We start from the raw sequence: 21,500 nt of genomic DNA on the forward strand, positions 1-21,500 counted from the left end.
CTGGCCAGCGACACGATCATCTCGGCCAACCTCATCGACTACCTGATCGTCGCGCTGTACTTCGCGGTCGTCCTCGGTATCGGCGTGATCGCCCGTCGCCAGATCTCCGACTCGGTCGACTTCTTCCTCTCCGGCCGCTCGCTGCCCGCCTGGGTCACCGGCCTGGCCTTCATCTCCGCGAACCTGGGCGCCGTCGAGATCATGGGCATGTCGGCGTCGGGAGCGCAGTTCGGGCTGCCGACGGTCCACTACTTCTGGATCGGCGCGATCCCGGCGATGCTGTTCCTGGGTGTCGTGATGATGCCCTTCTACTACGGCTCCAAGGTCCGCTCGGTGCCGGAGTTCATGCGCCGCCGGTTCGGGACCGGCGCCCACCTGGTCAACGCGATCTCGTTCGCGGTCGCTCAGCTGCTGATCGCCGGCATCAACCTGTTCCTGCTCGGCAGCATCGTGCACGCGCTGCTCGGCTGGCCGCTGTGGGTGGCGCTCATCGTCGCGGCCGCCATCGTGCTCTCCTACATCACCCTCGGCGGCCTGAGCGCGGCGATCTACAACGAGGTCCTGCAGTTCTTCGTGATCGTCGCCGGACTGCTTCCGCTGACCCTGATCGGGCTGCACCGCATCGGCGGCTGGGGCGGGCTCTCGGACAAGATCACCGAGGCCGCCCAGGCGCACCCCGACGTCATCCCGCCGGCCGACCAGCAGCTGAACTCCTGGCCCGGGCTGCCGCTGACCGGGTTCGACTCCTCGCTGCTCTCGGTGATCGGCATCGTCTTCGGGCTCGGGTTCGTGCTGTCCTTCGGCTACTGGACCACGAACTTCGTCGAGGTCCAGCGCGCGATGGCCTCGAACTCCATCTCCGCGGCCCGCAAGACCCCGATCATCGGCGCGTTCCCCAAGATGTTCGTCCCCTTCATCACGATCATCCCGGGCATGATCGCCGCCGGCCTGGTGACCGAGATCGGCCAGGTCAAGGCCGGCCAGAGCGTGCCCGGCGGCGCGTCGGGGGACGGGGTCGCCTACAACGACGCGCTGCTCTACCTGATGCGCGACGTGCTTCCCAACGGCCTGCTCGGGCTGGCGATCACCGGCCTGCTGGCCGCCTTCATGGCCGGCATGGCCGCCAACATCTCCGCGTTCAACACCGTGCTGAGCTACGACCTCTGGCAGCAGTACGTCCGCAAGGACCGCGACGACCACCACTACCTGGTCGTCGGCCGGGTCGCGACGGTGGTGGCCACCGTGATCGCGATCTTCACCGCCGGTCTGGCGAGCAACTTCAGCAACATCATGAACTACCTCCAGGTCCTGTTCGGGTTCTTCAACGCGCCGCTGTTCGCGACCTTCATCCTCGGGATGTTCTGGAAGCGGATGTCCGCGACCGCGGGCTGGGTCGGTCTTGTCGCGGGCACCGTGTCGGCCGTGGTCGTCGCGTTCCTCAGCGAGGACGCGTTCGGCTCCTGGAGCACCGGGACGCTGCCGATCAGCGGCCAGGGCGCCGCGTTCGTCGCCGCCGGTGTCGCGTTCGTGGTCGACATCGTGCTGAGCATCGCGGTCTCGGCCGTCACCCCGGCGAAGCCGGTGGAGGAGCTGCGCGGCCTGGTCTACTCCGAGACCCCGCGCGAGGACCTCGTCGATCCGGACGAGGCCGGCCACCCGTGGTACCAGCGCACGCTCCCGCTCGCCGGGGTAGCCCTGGTCCTCGTCATCATCTTGAACGTCATCTTCTAGAGGAGACGCCATGTCCGAGAGCAACTCCAGCGCCCGCACCGGTCGGCACACCGCCGGCCTGCTCGACATCCGCAACATCATCGGCGGCCTGGTCGGCGTGTACGGCGTGATCCTCACCCTGATGGGCCTGTTCGGCGACCAGGAGTCGGACAAGACCGGCGATGTCAACGCCAACCTCTGGGCGGGCCTGGTGATGATCGTCGTCGGCGTGGGGTTCGTGACCTGGGCACGCCTGCGCCCGGTCGTGGTGCCGGCCCACCACGACCGCCCTCAGGACGACCCGGCGTAGAGCGCGACGGCGTCGACCGCGCCGTCCTCGCGGTAGACCTCGAGCCGCAGCGGACAGCCGGACCGGTCCGGCGGGAGGACCAGCACGGCAAACGCGTCGCCGCTGCCGGCGACCCACGGCTCCGGCGCCCCGCACGCGCCCAGGCCCTCGGTGGCGGGCACGATCCGGACCGCCGGGACGGCGTACGTCGGCGGCCGCTCGTCGGTCAGCAGCACCCCGGAGACCGCCTCCTGCAGGGCGTCCAGCACGCCGGTCCGCGCCCACGCGTCCGGGTCGGCCGCCTGGTCGTGGGTGAGCACGGTCGGGGCCTCGGCCCCGGTGTAGACGCGCACCCGGTCGGCGAACGGGGGCCCGGCGCCCCGCCCGCCGGCGAGGTCGACGAGCTGCCAGGCGGTCGCGCGCCGCTGGTAGTCGGTCAGGCAGGTGATGCTCGCCGGCACCGCGGTGTAGAGCGTGATCGCGTCGCCCCGCTCGAACCGCTCGCCGCGCTGGGGATCGCTGCCCAGCGCGCGGCCCGCGACCTCGCACGCCCGGATCGGCTCGACGGTGACCTCGAGACCGAGCCCGGCGAGCAGGTCGTGGGCGGCCCGGTCGTCGTAGCCGAACACCGACGGCACCTGATCGGGCCCGAGGTGGTCGGCGGCCGGGTGGTCCGGACGGGTGACCGCAACCGCGGCCACCACCACGGCGAGCGCACCGAGGGTGCCCGCGAGGACCCGCCACGGTGGCCGTCGGGATGGGCGGGGCCCGCGGATCGCGTCCGCGAGGGCGGCGTGCACGAGCGGGTCGGGGTCCTCCGCGCGGCGGATCCGCCGGTGCTGGTCGGCGAGCACCCGCCGGACCAGCGCCGGGGCGTCCTCCTCGGGAACCCCGAGGTCGACCGCGGCACGCAGCAGCGCGTGCCACCTGGCGTCGACGTACGCCTGCGGGTCCACACTGTCGACGTTAGGGCTCGCCCATGAGAAGAGAGACGGCCGCGAGGTCGCCGTCGGCGTTCATGAACAGCTGCACCGCGAAGTCGTCGGTGCACGAGTCCACCGAGCCCGGGGCCGGCACGATCGCGACCCGATCCAGCTTGCGCAGGTCGGGCGGCACCGGGCCGTAGGTCTGCAGGCAGCTGCTGTCCGAGGTCTCGACGTAGGCGACCGCGCGGTGCTCCGTCAGCACGTCCACGGGGGAGAGCGGGCAGGCCCGGCCGGCGTACTCGCCCATCTCGGTGCAGGTCCGCCACGCCTCGGGCCCGGAACGAGGAACGGGTCGTGTGCCCCACCACGCGCCATGGCGCGTCCAGGGGCACACGACCCGTCGGGTCACAGGTCGAAGAGCGACCCGGTGTCGTTGATGTCGACATCGGTCTTCGGCTGGTGCGCCGCGCCGCCGGCGGGCGGCTTCGGCTTCTCCTCCATGGGCTGCGCGGACTGCTCCGCCGCCGGCTCCTCGACCTCGGGCTCGGCAACGGCCTCGGGCTCGGCCTCGGGCTCGGCCTCCGGCTCCGGCTCCGGCTCCGGCTCCGGCTCCGGCGTCGTGCCGGAGGCGGCGTTGGCGGCCGCGGTCGCCGAGGCGCTGAGCTCCTGCGGGTCGGGGGCCGCGATGTCGAACAGCGAGCCGCCCGAGCCCAGGTCGATCTCGGGCTTCTCCTCGACCGCGGGTGCGGCGGCCGCGGGCTCCTCGGCCTTCGGTGCCGTGGCCACGGGCTCCTCGGCCTTGGGCTCCTCGGCCTTCGGTGCCGGGGCGGCCGGCTCGTCGGCGGCGATGTCGAACAGCGAGCCCGAGCCGAGGTCCGGGCCGGCGGCCGCGGTCGTCGGCGCCGGCGGCTCGGGGGTCTCGGCCTTCGGCTCCTGCGCCTTCGCCTGCTCCGCCTTCGCCTGCTCCGCCTGCTCGGCCGGCTTGTCGTCGGCGATGTCGAACAACGACCCGGTGGTCGCGGTGTCGCTGCCGGTGTTGGCGACCTCGGTCTGCGCCTCGGGCGTCGGCTTCGCCTCGACGGTCGAGTCGGTGTCGCCGCCGAGGTCGAACAGTGAGCCGCCCGAGGACGCCGGCTTGGCGGCCTGGGCCTCCTCCGTGACGGACTTGTCCTCCGTGGCGGTCACCGAGTCGGCCGGGGTGTCGAACAGCGACGACCCGCCGGAGGCCTTCGCCGCCGGCCCCACGTCCGCGGTCTCGGTGACGGTGTCGGCGGTCTGGGTCGCGTCACCCGGCTCGGGTTCCGCCTTGGTCTCCTCGGAGCGGGCCGCAGGCGCGGTCGTGCCGACCGAGCCCGGCGCGTGCCGGGTGGCCATCACGCCCTTCACCGAGGCGAGCAGCATCTGAGCGACGTCGAGGACCTCGACCTCGGGGCGCGCCGCGCCCTTGTCCTGCTGGGCGGTGAGCCCGTCGGAGAGCATCACCCGGCAGAACGGGCAGCCGACCGCGATCTGGTCGGCGCCGGTCCCGACGGCCTCGGCCGTGCGGTTCTCGTTGATCCGCTCGCCGATGGTCTCCTCCATCCACATGCGAGCACCACCGGCGCCGCAGCAGAACGACCGCTCGGAGTTGCGCTCCATCTCGACGACCTCGGCGCCCGGCAGCACCTGGAGCAGCTCGCGCGGCGGCGCGTACACCCCGTTGTGGCGGCCGATGTAGCACGGGTCGTGGTAGGTGATCTTGCGCTGGTGTGCGCCGGCGCCGTCGTTCACCGGGGTCAGCCTGCCCTCGCGCACCAGCCGGTTGAGGAGCTGGGTGTGGTGCACGACCTCGAGCTCGATGCCGAACTCCTTGTACTCGTTCTTGAGCGTGTTGAAGCAGTGGGCGCAGGTCGAGACGACCTTCTTGACCCGCGTCTGCTTGAACGTCTCGACGTTCTGCTGGGCGAGCCCCTGGAAGACGAACTCGTTGCCGGCTCGCCGGGCCGGGTCGCCGGTGCAGGTCTCGCCGTTGCCGAGGACGCCGAAGGACACGCCGGCGATGTCGAGCAGCTCGGCGACCGCGCGGGTGGTCTTCTTCGCCCGGTCCTCGTACGCGCCGGCGCAGCCGACCCAGAACAGCCACTCGACCTCGTCCAGGGACTCGATCGTCTCGCCGACGACCTTGACCTCGAAGTCCAGGCCCTTGGCCCAGTCCATCCGGGCGTTGGGCGACATGTTCCACGGGTTGCCGTTGTTCTCCAGGCCACGGAACAGCTGGTTGAGCTCGCTGGGGAAGTTCGACTCGACGAGCACCTGGTAGCGGCGCATGTCGACGATGTGGTCGACGTGCTCGATGTCGACGGGGCACTGCTCGACGCAGGCGCCGCAGGTGACGCAGGACCAGAGCACGTCGGGGTCGATGACCGCCGAGCCGTCCTCGGGCATGTAGAACCACTCGTCACCGGTGTCGCCGACCAGCGGCCGCTCCGCCTCCTTGGTGAGCGTGTCGCTGCCCTCGAGCAGGCCGGCGCGCTTGTCCTCGCCGGCGAGGAGGTACGGCGCCTTCGCGAACGACGCGTCGCGCAGCGCCATGATCATCAGCTTCGGCGACAGCGGCTTCTCGGTGTTCCAGGCGGGGCACTGCGACTGGCATCGACCGCACTCGGTGCAGGTCGCCATGTCGAGCAGGCCCTTCCAGGTGAAGTCCTCGATCGCCCCGGCGCCGAGCTTGGCGTCCTCGTCGAGGTCGTCGATGTCGTCGAGCGTGACCGGCTTGCCCGCCGAGATCAGCGGCTTGACCGCACCGAGCGCCTTCGGCTCGCGGCCGAAGAGCACGTTGAGCGGCGCCAGGAAGATGTGCAGGTGCTTGGAGTTCAGCACGAAGATCAAGAACGCCAGCATCACGCCGATGTGCAGGAGCAGGCCGATGCCGATCAGGGCGGTGCTGTCCGGCAGCACCTTGCCGAGCAGGTAGGAGACGAACGCCGCCTTGCCGTAGCCGTGCTCGGTGCCCATGTCGCGGGACTCGACCGCCCCGCGGAACAGGAACATCGTCCAGATGACGTTGAAGATCATGAACAGCGTGAAGTACGCCGGTCCGAGGTGCGAGCCGAAGAAGCGGGACTTGCGCCCCATCTGCTGGGGCTGGTTGCGCAGCCGGATGGCCCAGAAGACCACGATGCCGAGCGTGCACATCACGGCGATGAAGTCCTGGAGGAAGCCGAGGACGCCCCAGCTGTTGAAGACGAGCCAGTGCCAGCCGGGGTCGCGCGCGAACAGGACGGCGTACGCCTCGAAGTAGACGGTGGCGAGGATGAAGAAGGCCCACATCACGAAGAAGTGCGCGGAGCCGGGCACCGTCCACTTCAGCATCTTGCGCTGGCCGAACACCTCGACGACCTGCCGCTTGGCGGCGGCGCCGAGGCGCCGGGTCACCCCCGCGATCCGGTCGGGGGCAGGCTGGCCGCTGCTGATCAGGCGGTAGAGGAACAGGGCCCGCTTCCCCGCGATCGGCAGGGCGATCGCGTTGATCACGAGACCCAAGATCAGCACTGCAGTCACTGGTAGCTCCCTGTCACGTGTTTGGTGTCGCCGCCCGATGTCGCCCCGGATGTCTCAGCCGGGGCGTGCCCGCGAGCCTATTGGCAGTCGCGGGGTCCGTCAGTCCCCCGGAGGCGTGAGAAGGATCCTACCGGTTGGTAACTTCGGCGACCCGACCTGCGCGGGAGAACGTCACCGTCACCAGCACCTTCGGGTCCGAGGACGTCTTCGCGCAGAAGCCGTACGTCGTGCCGAGCCGCGTGTAGGGCTGGCCGACGGCCTGCATCACCTGCTTGGTGGTCATCCCGGGGCGGACCAGGGCGAGCGCCCGGCCGAGCGGCTTGCGCAGGCCGGGGTTGCGGCAGGAGTCGGGGGCGATGCCCTCGGCCCGCTCCCACATCTGCAGGTACGCCTCGGCGCCGCGTGCCATGTCGTCCTTGATCCGCGCCCCGTCGCCCTGGTGCTGGGCATCGGCGACCTGACCGAGGTCCTGGATCCAGTCGGGGTAGAGGCCGTACTGCGCGACGCCGTCGACGTTGATGTCGTAGACGCGCTCGCCGGCGTGCTGCCGGTCGACCTGCACGCCGCCGAGGCCGGTGAAGGGGTAGCCGACCGGGTTGGGTACGTCCGCGCCCCGCGGGTCGCCCTGCGCCCCGAGTCCGTTCATGTCCGCGCCGTACCCGATCCCCCAGTAGTAGCGCGGGTCCGCCCAGCCGAGGTGGGTGCGCCACTTCTCGACGAAGCCGGTGGAGTCGCCGGCGTACGGCGTGATGAACCCGCCCTCCTCGTAGATCCGCGGGTAGGCGTCGGGCGTGGCCCAGGAGTGACTGGAGATGACGCCGTGGTACCCCAGGTCGTCGATCTGGTCGAGCGCCTGGGTCCGGGCCTTCACGCTCATGTGGTCGGGGTCGAAGATCATGTGCCGCTGGGCGAGACCCTTGATCGTGTACTCGCCGAGCGTGGTCAGGCCGCGGCTGTTGCAGTGGTCCGGCGGCGGGTAGACCGGGAGCGCCGGCAGGTTGAGCGGGCCGAAGAGCTCGCCGATCGCGCCGAACAGCGCGTCCTGCTGGCCGGCCGAGATGTCGGGCGCCGCGAGCTGGTTGTGGTCGTGCGCGCCCGGGATCTCGGGCTCGCAGTGCTCCATGTCCCAGAACGTGCCGGTCTCGAGGAAGTTCGCGCTGTTGACCGCGACCCCGACCTCGCCGTTGTCGCCGGCGATGCCGGACAGCGCGTTGTCGAACTTGTTGACGAGCTCCATCTGGCGCACGCCCATCCGCTTGACCTGGTCGAGCTGGGCGTCGATGTCGTCGACGTCGCAGGCCGGCACGTCGCCGCCCGGCTGCGCCTTGAACGTGCAGCCGAACGGGACGCTGGTCTCGATCCCCATGACCACCGCCATCTTCCCGGCGTTGATCACCCTCCGGGCCTGGTAGGGGCTCTTGACGATCCGGTAGAAGCCCTTGCCGGGACCGCCGAACTGGGCGTCGATGTAGTCCTGCATGGCGTACATGTCCTTGGCCTGCAGGCGCACCGACTCCATGTCGTCGCAGGAGTTCCGCTTGATCGGGTAGATCTGGCAGAGCTGGTTGTTCTCGACGAGCAGGTTGACGAAGATCCGCTGGCCACCCCGCCAGGAGCGCTCCAACCAGCGGTAGTAGGTGCCCTCGTGGGTCAGCGAGTTCGGCGCCGGCCAGTCCTTGAAGGTCGGCCAGCCGACCGGGTCGTGGTGCGGCTCGCCGGAGAGCACCGACTCCAGGACGCCGCCGTACCCGCCGGTGGCGGTGTGGTCGGGGCAGTCGACCAGCGCGTACGGCGCGCCGTACCGGTCCCAGGGCTTGCCGCAGTGGACGTCGCCCCCGAGGAACTCGAAGGCCATCCCGTGGGTGTGCCCGTCCACGTAGCCACGGACCTCCTGGAACGGCGTCACGCCCGCGTGCGGGCGGCCGCTGATGTCGATCTGGGACTCGGGGTACGGCGTGCAGCCGGCCGCGCGGGTCGGCCGGAACGACGTCGCGCCCTCGAGGGTCAGCGCGCCGGTGCCGTTGCGGAAGGAGTAGCGGCCCGCGCCCGCGCGGGAGATGTCCCACACGGCGTCGGCGCCCGGCTGGTCGGCGCGGCTGCCGTCGGCGAGCAGGAAGGCCCGGTCGGCGTCGTAGATCAGGTAGCTGCCGAGGTCCGTGGCCTTGAAGTAGAACGGGTCGCCGTCCGCGGTGAGGGTGTAGCAGCCCCCGGCCAGGGCGTAGCGGTCCTGCGGGTGCAGGTGCCGCGGGCCGGTGACCGGTGCCGTCGTCAGCTCGGGGTCGGGCAGTGCGCGCTCGCGGTCGACGTACGCCGTGGCCGCGGCCTTCTCCGCCGCGGTCGTGGGGTCCCGGGTCAGGTCGCCCAGGTCACCCGCCCGGGAGATCGCGTTCTTGTCGACGCCCAGGCCGCCGAGCGCGTCCTGGGCGAACGCGTAGCGCTCACCCAGCCCGCCCGGCCGTTGCCCCGCGGCCCCGCCCATCGAGATCGCGGTGCCCACCGCGACCACCGCCGCCACCAGGGCCCAGGCCAGCCGTCGGGCCGGACTCTTCTCTCTCACCCAGCACTCCTCGCCTCGTCTGGTGCCTCAACGAGCCGGGTGGACGCGGGTGATGGGTCATCGATCGTGGGGACCGCCGATCCTGCGGGTCAGCGCACCGGCGGTGGCGGCGACCGCGGCGGCGAGCTCGGCGTGGGCGGTGTCCTCGTGGCCCGCCGCCTGGGGGTAGGTGACGGCCACTGCTGCGACCGGGTGCCGGTTGTGGTCGAGGACTGCGACGGCGACGCTCGCCAGCCCGGGGGTGATCTCGCCGTTCTCGACCGCGTGGCCGCGCTGCCGAGTGTCGGTGAGCACCCGGCGCAGCGCGCTCAGGGTGCGTGGCCCCACCCCGTGCCGGTCGACGAAGTCGGAGGGCTGCGAGTAGAGCGCCCGCACCTGGGTCTGGGGGAGCAGGGCGAGGATCGCACGGCCGCTCGCGGTGAGATGGGCGGGCAGCCGCACGCCGACGTCGGTCACCAGCGGCGGCCGCCCGGGCGCGCGCTCCTCGACGACGTAGAGCACCTCGCGGCCGTGCAGGATCGCGAGGTGCGCGGACTGGCGGGTCCGGTCGACCAGGTCGGCCAGCGGCCGGCGGGCGATCCGCTGCAGCGGCTCCTGCCGCGCATAGCCGCTGCCCAGCTCGAAGGCCGCCGGCCCGAGTCCGAACCGGCGCTCGTCGGGCAGGTGCACGACGAAGCCCTCGTCGATCATCGCGTGCAGCAGGTGGTACGTGGTGCTGCGCGGCAGGCCGACGGCGCGCATGATCCGGTCCAGCGCGACCGGGTCGGGCTGGCCGGCCAGGAACCGCAGCACCCGCAGGGCGCGGGTCGCGGCGGGGACCTGGCTCATGCGGCGCAGACTACGGCGCGTCCGGCGGGTGCCGGGTCTGGGGCTGGATCAGGGCCGGTGTGGCAGGACGGCCCTCAGGTGTCCCGGGAGCCGGCGGCACCGGGGCGGTAGCCGTCCGTGCGGTGGTCCACGTCGGGGTCGACCGCGTCGGCGGAGCGCAGCGAGTCCTCCCGGCGGGCCTCGTCCATGTGCATCCCCTGGCGCGCCTCGGCGGCCTGCTGCTCTGCACGCTCGGCCTCGGCCCGCGCCACCTCGGCCCGCGCCTCGGCGGCTGCGGCCTCCTGGCGGGACGCGTCGACGGCGCCACCCTGGGCCGCGGCCTTGGTGCGCAGCTGGTCCGCACGGTGCCGGCGCTGCTCGTTCCGGCGCTTGCTCATCAGATAGGCCGCGACGGCGATGGCGAGCACCACCAGCACGACGACGATCACGATCACGGTGGTCATTGGGTCCTCCCTGGTCGGCTACCCCCAAGGCCTCCGTACCCCGCTGGGCCGTGGTGCAGTCCCTTCGCCCGTCCCGCCCGGCGCACAGTCAGTGCAGGGCGCGCTCCTCGCGCACCGGGACGAGCGGCGCCGCGAGGATCGGGAAGAGGGCCGCCAGGGCGAACGTCGCGGGGAACCCGGCGCCCGCGACCACGAGCCCCGCCGCCGGCGGCACGGCCGACGCCGCGAGGAACTGGGCGGTGTTCTGCACCCCGAGCGCCCGGCCCGACCAGTACGGCCCGGCGCGCTCGGCGACCGCTGTGAAGGCCAGGCCGTTGTCGGCGACCGTGACCAGCGTCGCGACCACGACGAGCAGCACCGCGACGCCGAGGTCCAGGCCGGCAGTGAGGGCGAGCAGGCCCATGCTGGCGGCCGCCGCGAGGGCCACCCACCGCAGCGGCCGCAGCCGGCTGCCGACCAGGTCGGAGAGGTGCCCCACCGTGATCCGGCCGAGCGCCCCCGCCAGCTGGGCGACGGCGACGACCGCGCCCGCAGCGGCCGGTGACCAGTCCCGGTCCTGGACCAGCCAGACCAGGGCGAAGGTCCACACGACGAACTGCGGGACCACCAGCAGCACGGAGACGCCGTGGATGCGTGCGAGGTAGGTGTCCTCGCGGTAGGGGTTCGCGGCCGCGCCGTCGCGCCGCGGTGGCCGGGGCGGGTCCACGACGACCAGGCCCACGACGACGGCCGCGAGCGCACACGCGAGGGTCGGCACCCAGAGGGCGGCGTGGATCCCGGCGACGTCCGCGACCACGGCGATCGAGATCGCAGCCACCCCGACGCCGACCGGCTGGGCCATCTGCCGGACGCCCATCGCCAGGCCGCGGCGCGCGGGCGGGAACCAGCCGACCACGACCCGCCCGCTCGCGGCATTGGTGCTCGCGGCCGCCGCGCCGGCGAGGAAGAGGGCGAGGGCCAGCAGCGTCGTACCGCCGGTCAGGGCACCTGCCGCCCCGGCCAGCGCCGTCGCGGTGAGGCCGGCCAGCAACACGAAGCGCTCACCGCGCCGGTCGGTCACGGCACCCCACGCGACGAGCGTGAGCATCACGCCCAGCGTCGGCGCTGCGGCGACCAGCCCGGCCTCGGCCAGGCCCATCCCCTCCCGCTCGTGGAGCGTCGGGATGAGGAACGCCGGTCCGTGCACCATCACCGCCGTCGCGGCCTGGGCCAGCGTGCTGGCGCCGAGCATCGACCAACGACGCGCGGCGCCGACGTCGGGTCGCCGGGCGGTCAGGGTCACGGACCCAGTCAACGCCCGGCGACACGACGTACGACGCCGCGTCTCGCAGGATGAGGCGTGGCGAACCCCTCAGTTGGCCCGTCAGTCGGCCCGCCAGCTGGCCCGTCAGTTGGCGCGGATGGTGGCCTTCGCGACGCCCAGGTCGATGACCGCTCCGGTGCCGTCCAGCAGCGTGATCCGGAGCGCGACCACGGAGATGCCGCCGGCGACCTCGGTGACGACCATGGGCTCGAGCCTGGCGACGCCCGGGATCTCCAGGACGCCGGTGTCCGGGAACGTCTGCGGCTCGCCGTTCGCCGTGATCGAGCCGACCGTGCTGCCGTCGGTGCTGGTGATCAGCTTGCCGGTGCTCTTGCGGATCGCCGTGGCCTTGCCGACCACCGCGTCGACGACCAGCTGGCCGCCGCCGAGGTTCAGCTCGGCGACCGAGCCGCGCTCCCAGGCGACGCTCCTGCCCGGGAACCGCGTGCCGCGCTGGCGGCTGCTCACGCCGTTGAGGATGACCTGGCCGCCGAGGTCGACGGTCGCGTTGTCCTTGAACTGGACCTCGCCGTTGGTGCCCTGGCACGGCATCAGCGTCAACGGGTTGCGGCCGCTGTGGAGGGTGCTGTCCAGCGCGGTGACCTCGGTGCCGGCGGAGAAGCCGCCGAACCGGCCGTGCTTGACGCCCGAGAGCGCCTGGGCGGTGGTGCGGGCGACGTAGACCTCGCTGCCGGTGGACGGGGTGAGGTCGACGCGCAGGGCCGTGGCCCGGGCTGCGGCGCCGGTGTCGGTGACCTTCTTGCCCGAGCCGCCGAGGTAGATGGTGCCCAGGCCCGGGACCGGGACCGGCTGGCCGGGGGTCGGGAGGTCGAGGACCTGCGGGTCGCCGGCCGGCGGGGTGAAGACGATCTTGCCGACGCTGCTCTCGGTCTCGGCGTGGAAGCCCTTCGCGTCGTGCCATGCGTGCGAGAGCGAGGTGATGCCGCGGATGCTCAGCGAGCCGAAGGGGCTGTCCGCGAGCACCAGCGACGCGATGGCGTTGCGCGAGTAGGAGTGTCGGGCCCCGTCGATGTTGCGGGTCCACAGCTCGGTCTTGACGCCCGAGACGGTGCCGTTGCCCTGGAGGTCGGCCTCGGCGATCTCGTTGGTGCGGTCGAGGCCCGTCTTGACGGCGCACCCGAGCGCGGTGAACGCGGTCATGCTGGAGCCGGCCGGCACCTCGCCGCCGACGACGCGGGTGCCGTAGCCGTAGCCCTTCAGCGCGATGTCGCTGGTGGACCTGTTGCTGGTGGCCTTGGCGGCGGTCCCGGACCCGCCGGTGGTGGCGGGTGCGCTCGTCGCGGCTGGGGCGATGCCGAGCGTGGCGGTCAGCAGACCGGCGGCGATGGCGGACAGGACGACGGTTCGACGGCGCTTCATCTGGGATCCCCCCTGCGTTGCGGATGTACGGGTACGGGGTGCCCGCTGTGCGGCGCCCGAACCCCATGGTCTAGACAGATCGTGCTGGTTCCCACGGTCGTGGGTGTGCTCGGTCAAGGTGCCCTCCTCGGGTCGGATGGACTGGTGTGCCCGGACATCCGGCACCTTCGCGTCGTCCCTCGCCGCGTCCCAGCCTCCGCAGGGTCCAACGGCCGCACGCGGACGTGGTTACGCCCGAGTAACCTCGGGTGTCTCGGATCTCAGACTGTGGTCGGCCGGCACCGTCTGGTCGACGCGGTCGGAGCGGGTGAGGATGGCGGTCATGAACCACCTGCACAGCCCAGCGACCGGCCCAGCGGTCGGCGTCGGTGTCGGGCCCGTCTCGTTCACCGAGCTCCGCGCGGTGGCGCGGGACGGCGCCCCGGTCCATCTCACCGACGACGCGCTGGCGGCGATCGCCCGGGCGCGCGAGGTGGTCGAGGAGCTGGCCGCGTCCGAGGAGCCCGTGTACGGCGTCTCGACCGGCTTCGGCGCGCTCGCGACCCGGCACATCCCCGCCGAGATGCGCGCCCAGCTGCAGCGCTCCCTGGTGCGCTCGCACGCCGCCGGCTCGGGGCCGGAGGTGGAGCGCGAGGTGGTCCGGGCGCTGATGCTGCTGCGGCTCTCGACGCTGGCCACCGGGCACACCGGCGTCCGGGTCGAGACGGCCCGCCTGCTCGCCGGGCTGCTCGAGCACGGCATCACGCCGGTCGTGCGCGAGTACGGATCGCTCGGCTGCTCGGGCGACCTGGCCCCGTTGGCGCACTGCGCGCTGGCGCTGATGGGTGAGGGCGAGGTCCACGACGCCTCCGGCGCGCTGCTGCCGGCCGCCGACGCGCTCGCCGCGGTGGGACTGGAGCCGGTGGAGCTGGCGGCGAAGGAGGGCCTCGCGCTGATCAACGGCACCGACGGGATGCTCGGCATGCTGGTGCTCGCGATCGAGGACCTGCGGCTGCTGCTGCGCACGGCGGACATCGCCGCCGCGATGTCGGTGGAGGGCCAGCTCGGCACCGACCGGGTCTTCGCCGCCGAGCTCCAGGCGATCCGGCCGCACCCGGGCCAGGCCCTCTCGGCCGCGAACCTGGTCGCGCTGCTCGCCGACTCCGGCGTGGTGGCGTCGCACCGCGGCCCCGACTGCAACCGGGTCCAGGACGCCTACTCGCTGCGCTGCTCGCCCCAGGTCCACGGCGCCGCCCGCGACACCGTCGAGCACGCCGCGACCGTCGCGGCCCGCGAGCTCGCCTCGGCGGTCGACAACCCGGTCGTGCTCGCCGACGCCGGGCGGGTCGAGTCGAACGGCAACTTCCACGGCGCGCCGGTCGCCTACGTCCTCGACTTCCTCGCGATCGTCGCCGCGGACGTGGCCTCGATCAGCGAACGGCGTACCGACCGGTTCCTCGACAAGGCGCGCAACCACGGGCTGCCGCCGTTCCTCGCCGACGATCCCGGGGTCGACAGCGGCCACATGATCGCGCAGTACACCCAGGCCGCCATCGTCTCCGAGCTGAAGAGGCTGGCCGTGCCGGCGTCGGTCGACTCGATCCCCTCCAGCGCGATGCAGGAGGACCACGTCTCGATGGGGTGGTCGGCCGCGCGCAAGCTGCGCCGCTCCGTCGACGGGCTGGCCCGGGTGGTCGCGATCGAGGTGCTGACCGCGGCCCGGGCCCTCGACCTGCGCCGCCCCCTCGAGCCGTCGCCGGCCACCGGTGCGGTCGTCCGGCTGCTGCGCGACTCCGGGGTCGCCGGCCCCGGCCCCGACCGGCACCTCTCGCCCGAGATCGAGGCCGTCGTCGGCCTGGTCTCCTCGGGCGCCGTACTCCATGCCGCCGAGTCCGTGATCGGAGAACTGTCGTGACCACCAGCCACAACCCCCGCCTGCCCATCCACGCCGCCCACGGCACCGAGCTGACCGCGCGCTCCTGGCAGACCGAGGCGCCGCTGCGGATGCTGATGAACAACCTCGACCCCGAGAACGCCGAGCGCCCCGAGGACCTCGTCGTGTACGGCGGGACCGGCAAGGCGGCGCGGTCCTGGGAGGCCTACGACGCGCTGGTGCGGACGCTGACCACGCTCGGTGACGACGAGACGATGCTGGTGCAGTCCGGCAAGCCGGTCGGCGTGATGCGGACCCACGAGTGGGCGCCGCGGGTGCTGATCGCGAACTCCAACCTGGTCGGCGACTGGGCCAACTGGGAGGAGTTCCGCCGGCTCGAGGACCTCGGTCTGACCATGTACGGCCAGATGACCGCCGGCTCGTGGATCTACATCGGCACCCAGGGCATCCTCCAGGGCACCTTCGAGACGTTCGCCGCCGTCGCCGACAAGAGGTTCGGCGGGACGCTGGCCGGCACCATCACCGTCACCGCGGGGCTGGGCGGCATGGGCGGAGCCCAGCCGCTCGCCGTCACGATGAACGACGGCGTGGTGATCTGCGTGGAGTGCGACCCCGAGCGGATCCGGCGCCGGATCGAGCACCGCTACCTCGACGTCCAGGCGGCCTCGCTCGAGGAGGCGGTGGCGCTCGCGACCCAGGCCCGCGACGAGCGGCGGCCGCTGTCGATCGGCCTGCTCGGCAACGCCGCCGAGGTGCTGCCCCGGATCCTCGAGACCGACGTGCCGGTCGACATCGTCACCGACCAGACCTCCGCCCACGACCCGCTCTACTACCTGCCGGTCGGGGTCCCGTTCGAGGAGTGGGCGGCCCGGCGGGAGGCCGACCCGGCGGGCTTCACCAAGGAGGCGCAGGCGTCGATGGCGGCGCATGTGCGGGCCATGGTCGAGCTCCAGGACAAGGGCGCCGAGGTCTTCGACTACGGCAACTCGATCCGCGACGAGGCCCGCAAGGGCGGCTACGACCGGGCGTTCGAGTTCCCGGGCTTCGTGCCGGCCTACATCCGGCCGCTGTTCTGCGAGGGCAAGGGCCCGTTCCGCTGGGCCGCGCTGTCCGGCGACCCGGCCGACATCGCCGCCACCGACCGGGCCATCCTCGAGCTCTTCCCTGACAACGAGCGGCTGCACAAGTGGATCACGATGGCCGGGGAGCGGGTGCACTTCCAGGGGCTGCCCGCACGGATCTGCTGGCTCGGGTACGGCGAGCGCCACCTCGCCGGGCTGAAGTTCAACGAGATGGTCGCCTCCGGTGAGCTCAAGGCCCCGATCGTGATCGGCCGCGACCACCTGGACTGCGGGTCCGTGGCCTCGCCGTACCGCGAGACCGAGGGCATGCTCGACGGCTCGGACGCCATCGCGGACTGGGCGGTGCTCAACGCGCTGGTCAACACCGCCTCCGGCGCCAGCTGGGTCTCCTTCCACCACGGCGGCGGCGTCGGCATCGGCCGGTCCCTGCACGCCGGCCAGGTCTGCGTGGCCGATGGCACCGACCTCGCGGCGCAGAAGATCGAGCGGGTGCTCACCAACGACCCCGGCATGGGCGTGATCCGCCACGTCGACGCCGGCTACGACCGCGCCGTCGAGGTCGCCCGCGAGCGCGGCGTGCGGGTGCCGATGAGCGAGGGCTGAGCGGGGCGGCGGTTTCCCCGGGTACCCGGGGAAACCAGCACTGTTGGGCCGAAACTTCGGCCGAGAAGCGCAGGGATTGCCCGAGAAGTCCGGCCGGACCCGACCCGGCGCGTGCCAGAGTGAGGGCGTGACGCCCCAGCCGGCTCGGTCCCGCACGACCCTCACCGACATCAGCTCCCGCGCGTGGGAGCACCCCGCCGACCGCGGCGCGCTGGTTGCGCTGCGCAAGCTGAAGGGGTTCGACGCCCTGCTCAAGGCGATCTCGGGGCTGTTCAACGAACGCGCCGTACGCCTGGTCTTCCTGGGCTCCGCGGTGCGCGTCGACGAGCGCCAGTTCACCCGCCTGCACGGGCTCCTGGGTGAGGTCGGGCGCACCCTCGACGCCCCGGAGCTGCCGGAGATGTACGTCGTGGCCAACCCGGTGCCCGGGGCGATGACCATCGGGATGAGCAAGCCGTTCGTCGTGCTCAACTCCGGCCTGGTCGACCTGCTCGACGAGGAGGAGCTGCGCTTCGTGGTCGCCCACGAGCTCGGCCACGCGATGAGCGGCCACGCGGTCTACCAGACCCTGCTGCAGCGGCTGATCCAGCTCACGGGCGTGCTCAGCGCCGTGCCCGTCGGCGGCCTCGGCTTCCGAGCCATCATGGCCGCGCTGCACGAGTGGTCGCGCAAGGCCGAGCTCTCCGCCGACCGGGCCGGCCTGCTCGCGACCCAGGACCCCGCCACCGCGTTCCGGGTGCACATGAAGCTCGCCAGTGGCGGGCACCTCGAGGACCTGGACGCGACGTCGTTCTTCGCGCAGGGCCAGGAGTACGACGACGCCGACCTGCGGGACTCGGTCCTGAAGATGCTGCTCGTCGAGAACCGCTCCCACCCGTTCCTGGTGGTCCACGCGACCGAGCTGCGCCGCTGGGTCGACTCCGGTGAGTACACGCGGATCCTCGCCGGGGACTACCCGCGCCGCCAGGACGACGACCAGGCGGGGGTCTCCGAGGCGGCGACGGCCGCCGCGCGCAGCTACTCCGAGACCTTCCGGCAGAGCCAGGACGCCGTGGGCAGGTTGGTCCACGACGTCGCCGGCGTGCTCGGCAGCGTCAAGCTCTGGCTCGACGAGCAGCTGCGGCGCGGCGACGACTGACTAGAAGACCCTGCGGCGGGTGCCTCCGATCGGCACCAGGTTCAGGATCAGCCCCACGATGAGCAGGATGATGCCGATCGTCGTGAGGATCGGGATGCTGGCCACCAGCCCGATGATCAGCAGGATCAAGCCGAGAATGATCATTTGCGAAACCTCCCTGTGAGTAACCCCTGATCGGTAGTACCCAGCGGATCTCGGCCCGCAAACCCTCCCGTCAGATCGGGCTGTGCCCGGATCCTCGCCGTCAGCCCAGCGACCGGATCGCGCGGTGGATGTCGAGGACCCGTCGGGCCGACTCGACGTGCAGGTTCTCGACCATCCGGCCGTTGTAGGTGACCACGCCGGAGCCTTGACCGCCCTCCCACGCCTCGATCAGCCCGCGGGCCTCCTCGACCGCCTGCTCGCTGGGCGCGAACGCCTCGTTGGCGCCCTCGACCTGGCTCGGATGGATCAGGGTCTTGCCGTCGAAGCCCAGCTCGCGGCCCTGGCGGCACTCGGCGAGGAACCCGTCGGTGTCCTGCACGTCGTTGTAGACGCCGTCCAGCACGGCGATGCCGGCGGCGCGGCCCGCGAGCAGCGCGGTGTGGAGGCTGGGCAGGATCGGCGCCCGGCCGGGCACGTGCTCGGCGTACAGCTCCTTGACCAGGTCGTTGGTGCCGATCACGAAGGCGCTCAGCCGCTGCGACGCCCGGGCGATCGCGAGCGCGTCGAGGATCGCGACGGGGGTCTCGACCATCGCCCAGAGCGTCGTGCGGTCGGGGGCGCCGTACCGCTCGAGGGCGTCGACCAGCCGACCCACCGCGGCCGGGCTGTCGACCTTCGGGACGACGACGGCGTCCGGCCCGGCCTGGGCCGCCGCCTCGAGGTCGGCGTCGTGCCACTCGGTGCCGATGCCGTTGACCCGGATCGTGAGGGTACGGCGGCCGTACTCGCCGCTCGCGGCGGCCGCGCAGGCGGCGTCGCGGGCCGCGGCCTTGGCGTCCGGCGCGACCGCGTCCTCGAGGTCGAGGATCAGCCCGTCGCAGGCGATCGTCTTGGCCTTCTCCAGGGCACGCTCGTTGGAGCTGGGCATGTAGAGGACGCTGCGCAGCGGCGTGAAGCCGGCCGGCGAGGTGCTACTCATGCGTCCACCCCGTCGACCCGGATCTCGTCGTACGCCTTCTTCAGCTCGGGGTCGATCGCCGCGAGCTGCTCGGCGAGCTCGACCATCACCAGGCACTGCTTGACGGAGGCGTCGTCCTCCATCTTCCCGTCGAGCATGACCGCGCCGGTGCCGTCGCCCATCGCGGCCACCACCCGCCGGGCGTGGGTGACGTCCTCGACGCTGGGGCTGAACACCCGGTTGGCGATCTCGATCTGCTTGGGGTGCAGGCTCCAGGTGCCGACGCAGCCGAGCAGGAAGGCGTTGCGGAACTGGTCCTCGCAGGCCACGGTGTCGGCGATGTCGCCGAACGGGCCGTAGTAGGGGTAGATCCCGTTCATCGCACACGCGTCGACCATCCGGGAGATGGTGTAGTGCCACAGGTCCTGCTGGAACGTCGCGCGCTTGGCCTCGATGTCGGCCACGCCGACGTCGTTCTTCGGCGGGTCCTGGCGCACCAGGTAGCCCGGGTGGCCGCCGCCGACCCGGGTGGTCTTCATCCGGCGATCGGCGGCGAGGTCGGCCGGGCCGAGGCTGAGGCCCTGCATGCGGGGGCTGGCGGCGCAGATCTCCTCGACGTTGGCGACGCCGCGGGCGGTCTCGAGGATCGCGTGCACCAGGATCGGGCGGTCGAGCCCGGCCTTCGCCTCGAGCTGGGCGAGCAGCCGGTCGACGTAGTGGATGTCCTCGGCGCCCTGGACCTTCGGCACCATGATCACGTCGAGCTTGTCGCCGATCGCCGGGACCAGGGTGGTGAGGTCGTCGAAGACCCACGGGCTGTCCAGGGCGTTGATCCGGGTCCACAGCTGGGTGGGCCCGAAGTCTGTGGCCTGGGCGATCTTCACCAGGCCCTCGCGGGCGGCGAGCTTGTTGTCGGCCTTGACCGCGTCCTCGAGGTTGCCGAGAAGCACGTCCACCTTGCCGACCAGGTCGGGGACCTTGCTCGCCATCTTCGGGTTGCTCGGGTCGAAGAAGTGGATCGCCCGGCTCGGCCGGGCCGGGATCTCGGTCAGGGGCGTCGGCGCCCCCACCGCGAGGGGTCGGAAGAAGTCCTTGGCGCTGCGCGATCCGGTCATGGGCCGGAAGGTAGCAGCGGGCGGCTACGCGTCGGTATGACGCATCTGACAGCCGATCCGATCGGTGAGCGACTCGGTCTCGACACGCCGGTCGCGACTTCGTCCCTCAGTCGCGCGGCTTGCTCGACCCCCATCAGCGGATCCGCTGACGCGTCTCCGCTCAGCCGTAGGTGTAGAAGCCCCGCCCGGTCTTGCGGCCCAGCAGGCCCGCGTCGACCATCCGCTGCAGCAGCGGGGGAGCGGCGTACAGCGGCTCCTTGAACTCCTCGTAGAGCGACTCGGCGACCGCCTTGGTGGTGTCCAGGCCGATCAGGTCGGCCAGCGCCAGCGGCCCCTGCGGGTGCGCGGCACCCAGCACCAGGCCCCGGTCGATGTCCTCGGCCGAGGCGAACCCGGACTCGAACATCCGGATCGCGGACAGGATGAACGGGATCAGCAGCGCGTTGACCACGAACCCGGCCCGGTCCTGGCAGTCGATGGCCTGCTTGCCCAGCGTGCCCTCCACCCAGCTCCGCGACCGCGCGGTCGTCTCCGGCGAGGTCAGCAGCGAGGGCACCAGCTCCACCAGCCCCAGCACCGGCACCGGGTTGAAGAAGTGCACCCCGATCACCTGGGCCGGCCGCGAGGTGACCACGCCGAGCTTCATGATCGGGATCGAGGAGGTGTTCGAGGCCAGGATCGCGTCCGGGGCGGCGACGACCGCGTCGAGGTGCTTGAACAGCGCGACCTTCGCGGTCTCGTCCTCGACGATCGCCTCGACGACGACCTCGCGGTCGGCGAGCGCGTCCAGGTCGGTGACCACCCGGACCCGTCCGAGCACCTCGTCGGCCGAGCCGATCTTGCCCTTGGCCTCCGCCCGCGACAACGACTTCTCCAGCCGACCCAGCGCGGCCTTGGCCGCGTCCTCCGAGGACTCGACCACGACCACGTCCTGGCCGGCTCGCGCGCTGACCTCGGCGATGCCCGAGCCCATCAGCCCGCCACCGACCACACCGACCCTGCTCACGACCGCGTTCATGACCCTCCCTCGGGACGTCTGCTGCGACGATTCCACCAGTGCCGCCTCGGCGGCGGTGCGGCGGGTTCGTACCGAGGAGTACGCCGGGCGGCGCGCCGCTCGCGCCACGCGGCGACCGTGGCGCCGACGTCGCGGGGCATCGTGATCAACGGGGGGCCGGGCGAGAGGGAGTAGCGCGCCGCGATCACGCGGGCGTTGAAGTCCTCGACGTGCTCGCGGGCCTCGGTCTCGGAGTGCAGCCGGTCGAGGGTGGCGTCCAGCTCGGCGTCCTCCTTGCGCAGCGCGACGCTGGGTGGGAGGACCGTGATCCGCTCGCGCTCGACCAGCCTCTTGAGCCACCAGTCCGGGTCGTGCTGCTCGCCGAGTCCCGCGATCGGCTTGCCGGCGCCGGGCAGGTTCTCGAACTCGCCGCGCTCCATCGCCTGACGCACCTGCAGGTCCACCCAGGTCTGCTGTTGCTCGATCCGGGCCCGGGCCGCCGCACGTCCGGCCTCCCGGCTCTCCCGGCCCTCTTGGTCGGCGTCGGGCTGCTGGTCGCGCTCGGGCATCCGGTGCTCACCTCCTGCCCCCTCGACGATAGTCCCTGAGGAGAT

At 72.2% G+C, this 21,500-nt stretch carries 18 protein-coding genes; 5 read left to right on the forward strand and 13 right to left on the reverse strand.

The window, feature by feature from the left end:
• A complete protein-coding gene (locus QMC84_RS02765) occupies positions 1–1,731 on the forward strand; it encodes a sodium:solute symporter family protein (RefSeq protein ID WP_300372294.1) in 1,731 nt (576 codons plus the stop codon).
• 10 nt (positions 1,732–1,741) lie between these two features.
• Positions 1,742–2,020 carry a hypothetical protein gene (locus tag QMC84_RS02770; protein WP_300371551.1) on the forward strand — a complete coding sequence of 93 codons (279 nt, stop codon included), beginning with the start codon at positions 1,742–1,744 and terminating at the stop codon, positions 2,018–2,020.
• On the opposite strand, the gene QMC84_RS02775 is transcribed toward QMC84_RS02770, so the two are convergent.
• The 8 genes from QMC84_RS02775 to QMC84_RS02810 form a co-directional block, all read right to left on the reverse strand.
• Complete coding sequence (locus QMC84_RS02775; protein WP_300371553.1) at positions 2,002–2,955, reverse strand: hypothetical protein; 954 nt, start codon at positions 2,953–2,955, stop codon at positions 2,002–2,004. The genes QMC84_RS02770 and QMC84_RS02775 overlap by 19 nt on opposite strands.
• Positions 2,956–2,965: 10 nt before the next feature.
• Entirely contained in the window at positions 2,966–3,232 is a 267-nt protein-coding gene (locus tag QMC84_RS02780) for a hypothetical protein (RefSeq protein WP_300371555.1), read from the reverse strand.
• Between the two features lie 98 nt (positions 3,233–3,330).
• On the reverse strand, positions 3,331–6,465 hold the full coding sequence (locus QMC84_RS02785; protein WP_300371557.1) for a heterodisulfide reductase-related iron-sulfur binding cluster: 3,135 nt from the start codon (positions 6,463–6,465) through the stop codon (positions 3,331–3,333).
• A gap of 127 nt (positions 6,466–6,592) precedes the next feature.
• Entirely contained in the window at positions 6,593–9,022 is a 2,430-nt protein-coding gene (locus tag QMC84_RS02790) for a hypothetical protein (protein ID WP_300371559.1), read from the reverse strand.
• Between the two features lie 57 nt (positions 9,023–9,079).
• A complete protein-coding gene (locus tag QMC84_RS02795) occupies positions 9,080–9,850 on the reverse strand; it encodes an IclR family transcriptional regulator (RefSeq protein ID WP_300371560.1) in 771 nt (256 codons plus the stop codon).
• A gap of 74 nt (positions 9,851–9,924) precedes the next feature.
• Complete coding sequence (locus QMC84_RS02800) at positions 9,925–10,293, reverse strand: hypothetical protein (RefSeq protein ID WP_300371562.1); 369 nt, start codon at positions 10,291–10,293, stop codon at positions 9,925–9,927.
• An 88-nt stretch (positions 10,294–10,381) separates the two neighbouring features.
• Positions 10,382–11,575 (reverse strand): MFS transporter, encoded by a 1,194-nt coding sequence (locus tag QMC84_RS02805; RefSeq protein WP_300371564.1) that lies wholly within the window; start codon positions 11,573–11,575, stop codon positions 10,382–10,384.
• A 105-nt stretch (positions 11,576–11,680) separates the two neighbouring features.
• Positions 11,681–12,976 carry a choice-of-anchor P family protein gene (locus QMC84_RS02810; RefSeq protein ID WP_300371566.1) on the reverse strand — a complete coding sequence of 432 codons (1,296 nt, stop codon included), beginning with the start codon at positions 12,974–12,976 and terminating at the stop codon, positions 11,681–11,683.
• Between the two features lie 322 nt (positions 12,977–13,298).
• On the opposite strand from QMC84_RS02810, the gene hutH reads away from it, so the two are divergent.
• The 3 genes from hutH to QMC84_RS02825 all read left to right on the forward strand — a co-directional run bounded on the left by hutH (position 13,299) and on the right by QMC84_RS02825 (position 17,672).
• Entirely contained in the window at positions 13,299–14,870 is a 1,572-nt protein-coding gene (gene hutH, locus QMC84_RS02815) for a histidine ammonia-lyase (protein WP_300371568.1), read from the forward strand.
• Positions 14,867–16,534: a urocanate hydratase gene (hutU, locus tag QMC84_RS02820; protein WP_300371570.1), complete on the forward strand. Its 1,668-nt coding sequence runs from the start codon at positions 14,867–14,869 to the stop codon at positions 16,532–16,534. Before hutH ends, hutU begins: the two co-directional genes overlap by 4 nt.
• 127 nt (positions 16,535–16,661) lie before the next feature.
• Positions 16,662–17,672: a M48 family metallopeptidase gene (locus QMC84_RS02825; protein WP_300371572.1), complete on the forward strand. Its 1,011-nt coding sequence runs from the start codon at positions 16,662–16,664 to the stop codon at positions 17,670–17,672.
• Here the strand turns inward: QMC84_RS02825 and QMC84_RS02830 are convergent, their stop codons facing one another.
• The 5 genes from QMC84_RS02830 to QMC84_RS02850 form a co-directional block, all read right to left on the reverse strand.
• Positions 17,673–17,816: a hypothetical protein gene (locus QMC84_RS02830; protein WP_300371574.1), complete on the reverse strand. Its 144-nt coding sequence runs from the start codon at positions 17,814–17,816 to the stop codon at positions 17,673–17,675.
• A gap of 100 nt (positions 17,817–17,916) precedes the next feature.
• Positions 17,917–18,795 (reverse strand): CoA ester lyase, encoded by an 879-nt coding sequence (locus QMC84_RS02835; protein WP_300371576.1) that lies wholly within the window; start codon positions 18,793–18,795, stop codon positions 17,917–17,919.
• Entirely contained in the window at positions 18,792–19,889 is a 1,098-nt protein-coding gene (locus QMC84_RS02840) for a CoA ester lyase (RefSeq protein ID WP_300371578.1), read from the reverse strand. Before QMC84_RS02840 ends, QMC84_RS02835 begins: the two co-directional genes overlap by 4 nt.
• A gap of 160 nt (positions 19,890–20,049) precedes the next feature.
• Positions 20,050–20,907, reverse strand: coding sequence for a 3-hydroxybutyryl-CoA dehydrogenase (locus QMC84_RS02845; protein WP_300371580.1), 858 nt, complete (start codon positions 20,905–20,907; stop codon positions 20,050–20,052).
• Positions 20,904–21,455: a DUF1992 domain-containing protein gene (locus QMC84_RS02850; protein ID WP_300371582.1), complete on the reverse strand. Its 552-nt coding sequence runs from the start codon at positions 21,453–21,455 to the stop codon at positions 20,904–20,906. The genes QMC84_RS02845 and QMC84_RS02850 overlap by 4 nt, the downstream gene beginning before the upstream one ends.
• Positions 21,456–21,500: the final 45 nt, after the last annotated feature.

Source organism: Nocardioides sp. (assembly GCF_030019515.1).
In the GTDB taxonomy this organism is placed as follows: domain Bacteria; phylum Actinomycetota; class Actinomycetes; order Propionibacteriales; family Nocardioidaceae; genus Nocardioides.

Coding starts and splice junctions, on each gene's coding strand:
- QMC84_RS02770 (WP_300371551.1), top strand. CDS start 1,742: ATGTCCGAGAGCAACTCCAGCGCCCGCACCGGTCGGCACACCGCCGGC.
- QMC84_RS02780 (WP_300371555.1), bottom strand. CDS start 3,232: ATGGGCGAGTACGCCGGCCGGGCCTGCCCGCTCTCCCCCGTGGACGTG.
- QMC84_RS02795 (WP_300371560.1), bottom strand. CDS start 9,850: ATGAGCCAGGTCCCCGCCGCGACCCGCGCCCTGCGGGTGCTGCGGTTC.
- QMC84_RS02800 (WP_300371562.1), bottom strand. CDS start 10,293: ATGACCACCGTGATCGTGATCGTCGTCGTGCTGGTGGTGCTCGCCATC.
- QMC84_RS02810 (WP_300371566.1), bottom strand. CDS start 12,976: ATGAAGCGCCGTCGAACCGTCGTCCTGTCCGCCATCGCCGCCGGTCTG.
- hutH (WP_300371568.1), top strand. CDS start 13,299: ATGAACCACCTGCACAGCCCAGCGACCGGCCCAGCGGTCGGCGTCGGT.
- QMC84_RS02830 (WP_300371574.1), bottom strand. CDS start 17,816: ATGATCATTCTCGGCTTGATCCTGCTGATCATCGGGCTGGTGGCCAGC.
- QMC84_RS02835 (WP_300371576.1), bottom strand. CDS start 18,795: ATGAGTAGCACCTCGCCGGCCGGCTTCACGCCGCTGCGCAGCGTCCTC.
- QMC84_RS02840 (WP_300371578.1), bottom strand. CDS start 19,889: ATGACCGGATCGCGCAGCGCCAAGGACTTCTTCCGACCCCTCGCGGTG.
- QMC84_RS02845 (WP_300371580.1), bottom strand. CDS start 20,907: ATGAACGCGGTCGTGAGCAGGGTCGGTGTGGTCGGTGGCGGGCTGATG.
- QMC84_RS02850 (WP_300371582.1), bottom strand. CDS start 21,455: ATGCCCGAGCGCGACCAGCAGCCCGACGCCGACCAAGAGGGCCGGGAG.